Origin of the sequence: Williamwhitmania sp. (genome assembly GCA_035529935.1) — a bacterium.
In the GTDB taxonomy this organism is placed as follows: domain Bacteria; phylum Bacteroidota; class Bacteroidia; order Bacteroidales; family Williamwhitmaniaceae; genus Williamwhitmania.
This window is the reverse complement of sequence record DATKVT010000204.1, coordinates 1-5867: the sequence shown is the minus strand read 5'-3', so window position 1 is coordinate 5867 and position 5867 is coordinate 1. Positions and strand designations below refer to the sequence as shown.

General features: G+C 43.8%; 4 protein-coding genes. 1 reads left to right on the top strand and 3 read right to left on the bottom strand.

The annotated features are described in order from the left end of the window. The 3 genes from VMW01_15680 to VMW01_15670 form a co-directional block, all read right to left on the bottom strand. On the bottom strand, positions 1-366 hold a 366-nt coding region (locus tag VMW01_15680; GenBank protein ID HUW07689.1), incomplete at its 3' end, for a hypothetical protein. Positions 367-869: 503 nt separating this feature from the next. Continuing rightward, positions 870-1868, bottom strand: a complete 999-nt coding sequence (locus VMW01_15675; GenBank protein ID HUW07688.1) for a dihydroorotate dehydrogenase-like protein — start codon at positions 1866-1868, stop codon at positions 870-872. Positions 1869-2029: 161 nt separating this feature from the next. Then, the gene (locus tag VMW01_15670) at positions 2030-4381 is read right to left on the bottom strand and encodes an ABC transporter permease (protein HUW07687.1); all 2352 of its coding nucleotides are present in this window, start codon (positions 4379-4381) and stop codon (positions 2030-2032) included. A 218-nt stretch (positions 4382-4599) separates the two neighbouring features. On the opposite strand from VMW01_15670, the gene VMW01_15665 reads away from it, so the two are divergent. Beyond that, positions 4600-5867 (top strand): sigma-54 dependent transcriptional regulator (locus VMW01_15665; GenBank protein ID HUW07686.1); only part of this gene is annotated, 1268 nt, incomplete at its 3' end.

Here is a 5867-nt window from a genome sequence, read left to right as displayed (position 1 = left end):
TTTGGATGGTATGCCCAATCCAAGAAATACTTTTCCCTGCAAAAAGAGGACCTGTGCGTTACTATTTTCAATTCGTGAAAGCAAATCGAGCAGTTCGGATGCTTCGCTTAACTTTTCTGCTGCAACAAAAATTTCGGCCTGCTTCAGCTGAAGATCGGTGGAATAAGGGTGTTGCTGTCGGGCAATTTCTACCGCACGACCAGCGTCGGGTGCATTGTGCAACTCTAGATAGTGCTCAATTATATTTTCAAACTCATACACGTCGAAGTAAAATACAGAATTACTACGAAGCATATCCTCATAACGGTTGACAATTTCCCGAGTATCCTCCTCTCCCCCTTTTATAAAATCGTTGTCTTCCTTCATATGCCGCTTTTAATCGTTAACTATTGACATGAATACTGAATGCCAATTAATTTTATCGATTGCGAAAAATTAAAAACCACCTCTCTCAAATGGAGGATTGTGGTTTCAACCAGCAAAACTAACACAAAAAACAGATGAAGGAAAATAAACGCCCACCTATATATGAACAAGTTTTCAACTTTGGCATCATTTGGAACGTAGGCTTGGCAAGGATTTACCCTAATTTATGCTCCTGCAAACAAAAAAAGCATCATTCTTTTGATATCAAGATAGTGTTTTCACCCCCTTTTTCAGCATTAACCACGATGCATGGAGAGGTATTGCTCAACTATGTTAGTGCCTGAATTCTTGTTTCACCATGGAATAAACCATGGCTATAAATTTAAAACCTCTTTAAACGGTGATAGAGCGCCGCGATTAATCACGATTCTACTGATGCATTGAAAAAAAGAGACGCAAAATCTTGCGTCTCTACAATTTGATGGAATCATTCCAATATTATACTATCCGTTAAAGGCTCTGTAGTGCTTCATAAACTGAACCCGCTCGAATGCCCCAGGGTTGTAGGTTTGCTTGTAGCTCATCTTTCCGGCAAAATCGCGTAGCGATTTATAACCTTGTGCATTCATCCACTCGGTTAAATCGCTCAGCATTTTAGCCACCTGTGCATTGCCGTTCCTGTAAAGAGTGGAAGCCACCTGAACTGCATTGGCACCAGCCAGCAGCATCTTTATAACCCCGGCACCATCGTGCACACCGGTTGAAGCAGCCAAGTCACATTTAACTTTTCCGGCTGAAAGTGCAATCCACCGAAGCGTTTGATGCATATCGGATGAGGAGGTAAGCACCGACGAATTGGTAAACTCCAGGGTGTTGATGTCGAAGTCGGTGTTGTAGCTGCGGTTAAACAGCACCAAGCCCTTTATTCCAGTCTTCGATAGCTTCTCGATGAGCGATGAAAGGTTAGAGGCGTAGGGGCCCATCTTGAGCGAGACCGGTATTTTCACCTTAGCAACCACGCTCTTCACCACGTCGAAGTATATTTTCTCAAACTCCTCTGCACTACGGCTGGTATCACTGGGAAGCAAAAACACGTTCAGCTCCAGCGCATCAGCACCAGCCTTTTCAACCTTGAGGGCAAAATCTTCCCAGCCACCGTGCGAAAGGCAGTTGATGCTGGCAATTACCGGAATATTGAGTTTTTTCTTGGCATCGGCAATTAGCTTAAGGTAGGTTTGCACCGGATCCTCAATCTCCTCGTAGTCGTACTCAAAATATTCCATGGTTTCGGGGTATACGAAGCCAGATGCGGACATTTTCTCAAGTGATCGCTGCGTGTGCATCACTATTTCCTCTTCGAATATGGACTTGAGCACCACGGCAGCCACTCCTGCCTTTTCAAGCTCCACCAGCTTATCAACCGTATCGGTAAGCCCAGAGCTAGAAGCAATAATTGGATTTTTAAGTTTAAGTCCTAAATAGCTAGTAGTAATTTCAGGCATGGCAAATGTATTGTTTAAGTGAATGATGAGTATTTACATCTAAACTTTAAACAGCTGAAACGGAAAAATTCCCTAAGTATAATTTATTTTACTTTTACCAAACTAGTCAGAGGGTGACTTGTTCTTAGCAGAAATGTAGTCACCCCCTACTTTCACTCATTTTATTCATACCGCAATGCCTCAATGGGATTGCGTGAGGAGGCCTTAAACGCCTGCCGGCCTACGGTTAGCACGGCAATGAGAAGAGCAACTAATCCCGCCATCAGGAAGGGCCAAATACTCAAACTTATATGGTAGGCGTAGTTCTGCAGCCATCGCTGCATAATGTAGTAGGCCACAGGTGTGGAAATGATAAAGGCTACGGTAATCCATTTTACAAAAATGCCGATTAGCATGGCTACAACCTGTATTCGGGTTGACCCCATAACCTTTCTAATTCCAATCTCCTTGGTCCTTTTATTCACAATGAACATGGTAAGCGCATAGAGACCAAGAAGTGCAAGCAGCAAGGTGAGCAGCGAGGCATACGTTGTTAATTCCACCGTTTGCTCCTCGCTATTATATCGGTTTCTACAAAAATCATCCACCAACTTATACTCCATATCATAGCCGGGATCAAACTGCTTCAGGACTTTCTCTATAGCCTTAATTCCATCTTTCAACTGGCCGTTAGCAATCCTTACCAAGAAAAAGTTAAGCCCAAAGGAATTGTGAGTAAAAGCTAACGGTTCAATGGGTTCCTTTAACGAAGCGTAATTAAAATTCTTCACCACTCCCACTATATTTACACGTTCGCCATCATAAAGAATATCGGTAGTTAGTGGATTGGTGATGCCCAGCTTGCGAACGGCCACCTCATTTAAGATAATGGCGTTGGAATCGGCAGAAGCACTCTGCTGAAAGGGTCGTCCAATCAGAAAATGTATCTGAAGGACCTTAAAGTAGTCGGGCTGCACGCGGTAGCTGTTGATCGAAAGGTCAGCATCGGCGCCTACGACGCGAATTCCTTCACCACTTGCTCCCCCCCCGGGGAAATGATCGGCAGCGCTAACCGTGGTAATTTCCGGTATCTTCAAAAGAGCATCCTTGATTGCCGGATATGAGCGTATCAACTTTCGGTTTAGATTGCTTACCCCCACCACATTGGCCGGATGAAAGCCAAGGTCAACCGATTTCATAAAGGAAATTTGCATGTAGATTACGGTGATACAGCTAATCAAGGCAATGGCAACGGCAAATTGAAATACCACCAGTGTTCTTGTAAATTGGTTTGTTCCGCGCGAACGATTTACCGCTCCCTTAAGCACCTTAATTGTAGAAAATCGAGAAAGGTAGAAGGCAGGGTAAATACCGGAAACAATTCCAACCATCGCTGCCAAAGCCGGCAGGAGCAATATCAGCCAAGGGTTACCGGTATAGCTTACTATCAGGTTACTATTTACTAACGCCCCAAAACCCGAAATAGTAAACTCAACCATAATGGCCGCAATAATTAATGCTATAAACGAAAAGGTGAGCGACTTCCCCATAAACTGCTTCACAATTGCCATTCTAGAGGCACCCAACGCCTTTTGAACTCCAATATCTTTAGTCTTCCCCTCATACTGAACGGTAAGCAGGTTGATGAAGTTAATGATTGCAATGGATAGAATGAGTAGCGCCAACACAATGTAAACATACACTCTGCTGATGCTTCCTGGCTGCTCAAGCCGTGAATAGAAATTTGAATGGAGATGAATATCGATCAACTTCTGCATGAAACAGCCCGTTGTATAACCGCTCTCCTTAAATCCATCTGTCAGCTGCTTTGCATAAAGTGAGTCACACTTTTTTATGCCTTCTTGAATGTTGGCTTCTTTCTTGAATAATATATAGGTGTTAAACTCTAACCCTCCAAGTTGATTTATAAATGGCAAACTATTAATTGGAACAAGCAACTCGATGGAAAAGTGAGAGGTGGATGGTAGTGCCCTAATTACTGCAGAGATGGTATATACCTTGTTATCCATCGTGAGCGTTTTCCCAACGACATTTGCGGTTCCGAATAGCTTTTGAGCAATCACATCGGTAACCACCATCGACGAGGGATCGGTTAGGGCTGTTTCCGAATTCCCATCCAGAAAACTCAACGTAAACACCTTTGCAATATTTGGATCGGTGAATAGTAAATCGAGATTCTTGAAGCGCTGGTTGTTTATCACCACCTCCGTTGGTCCACCGGCATAGAACTGCACCACCTGGTCAACTTCCGGGATTTGATTTGCAAAAGTTGAATCTCTAAACCGGGTGCAAATGGGCATCGTCCACGACTTATCCTGCCCAAGAATGGATATCATTCGATATATGCGAGGTGCACGCGTATTGAACCTGTCGTAGCTAAACTCGTGCTGCACGTAAATGAAGAGGAGAATGGTGGCAGCCATGCCAACAGCCAACCCCAAAATGGTAATTAACGAATAGAGCAGGTTCCTTCGTAAACTTCTAAGCGTAAGCCTAATATTAAACCAAACCATAGCAAACGATAATAAGTTAAAGATATTGAAATAGGTTATTAGTTCCTAAATGGAACACTATTACATTAAAAATAGCCAAGAGCGTGCCACATATGCATAAAACTTATTAGCAGACAATTACAAATAATCATTTAAATTTATGTCGGGATTTCCAACAGTGCGTGTGGAAAAAAACGACATTATGACGAAATTTGAAGTGTGAACAAAGACTAGCAACCATGCCTCTACCTCAGGGAACGATTTTAATTGTTGACGACAACGAGGAGCTCCTATACGCGCTTCAGCTCTACCTCTCACCCCATTTCAAAAAGATAGATATACTAAAATCCCCCAAGCAGCTACTTAATCAGCTCGAGAAGGATGACTATGATCTAATTCTGCTCGACATGAATTTTAAAGCCGGCACTCAAACGGGTAACGAAGGGCTATACTGGATGAGCCGGATTTTGGAACTCGATCCGACCTCCTGTGTGGTGTTGATAACCGCCTACGGAGATGTTGAACTTGCCGTAAATGCACTGAAGGAGGGTGCTGCCGACTTCATTCAAAAATCGTGGGACGAAGAGAAGATCCTTTCATCCATACTTTCAGCCTACCAGAAGCGCAAGTCGAAGTTGGAAATAAAAAGGCTAAAGAGCAGCCAGCAGCATTTAACCAACCAGATAGATGATCGATTCCCTCTTGTTATTGGCAAATCACCAGCCATGGAACGGGTAATGGAGACCGTTAACAAGGTTTCCTCCACCGACGCCAACATTCTGCTCACAGGCGAAAACGGTACAGGGAAGGAAGTTGTTGCAAGGGCAATCCATCGTTTATCGAAAAGGAAAGATCAGCTATTTGTAGGTGTCGACGTGGGATCGCTGAGCGAAACCCTGTTCGAAAGCGAGCTGTTTGGAGCAAAGAAAGGAGCCTATACCGATCTGCACGATGATAGAGTTGGAAGAATGGTGATTGCGTCAGGCGGAACACTGTTTCTTGATGAAATTGGCAATATATCCACACACCTTCAGGCAAAGTTGCTGGGTGCTATTCAAAATAGAGAGGTTACCCCATTGGGAGCTAACCATCCTACCAGCATAGATGTTAGGTTGATTTCGGCAACAAACAAAAATCTTCATAAGATGGTTACCGAGGGTGGCTTTCGCGAAGATTTGCTTTACCGAATCAATACCATTCTTATTGAACTACCGCCTTTGAGAGAAAGGAAGGAGGACATTCCTGTGCTAGCAAAATTCTTTCTGCAAAAGTATGCAGATCACTACCAAAAAGGGAATCTGGAGCTGCATCCAGCAGCTGAAAAGAAGCTATTGGCCCACAGCTGGCCGGGAAATGTAAGAGAACTGCAGCACGTTATGGAAAAAGCGGCCATCCTTTGCAGCGGAAATCTGCTTACAGCGGATTATATTCTCCCATCGGGAAGTCACACCGGTGAACTGCTCGAGCCTAACAATTTTTCACTTACCGACCACGAACGTATTCTCAT

Coding starts and splice junctions, on each gene's coding strand:
- VMW01_15675 (HUW07688.1), bottom strand. CDS start 1,868: ATGCCTGAAATTACTACTAGCTATTTAGGACTTAAACTTAAAAATCCA.
- VMW01_15670 (HUW07687.1), bottom strand. CDS start 4,381: ATGGTTTGGTTTAATATTAGGCTTACGCTTAGAAGTTTACGAAGGAAC.